Genomic DNA, 515 nt, shown 5'->3' on the forward strand with positions numbered 1-515 from the left:
GTTTCTTAATAAGTTTTCTATACGAAAAGATKATTGCATTGATTGTTTTCGAAATTTAATAAGTCTATCAGAAGAAAGGAAACATTTTAATTTAAAGGTCTCCAGATGAAGTAGAATTCAATTAGCAGGTAGCGAAGTTTAATATTCTCGAATCAACGTTAAGCAATTATAAATAAGAAATTAGGGAAATTTTCTTTTTTAACTTTATGAAGAAATGTATTTAAGCTAAACTGCCTCTTTAGCAATTTAAATTAACTACTCTTTTATCATAGCTTTGCTTTTTAAAGAAATTACGTATAAAGTAATGATTACCTAGAATACTGTATCAGTCAGTGGTTTAATAACATTTCGGAGGGAAAATGCCAATGAATACAAAAGAGTTAAGAAATATCCATGTCCTCGTAACAGGTGCTTCAAGCGGCCTAGGATTTTCCATGGCGGAGGCTTTGCTTCAAGCTGGAGCCACGGTGGCGTTAGTTTCTAAAGGTGGAACTAAATTGGATCAAGCAGTAGAG

The 515-nt window shown here is 32.5% G+C and carries 1 protein-coding gene; it reads left to right on the plus strand.

The window, feature by feature from the left end; genetic code table 11:
* Window positions 1-365: 365 nt before the first annotated feature.
* Window positions 366-515: SDR family NAD(P)-dependent oxidoreductase (locus tag AC1DRF_RS32060; protein WP_477742836.1), on the plus strand; the 150-nt coding region annotated here is incomplete at its 3' end.

The organism is Priestia sp. P5_B4 (assembly GCF_056400385.1).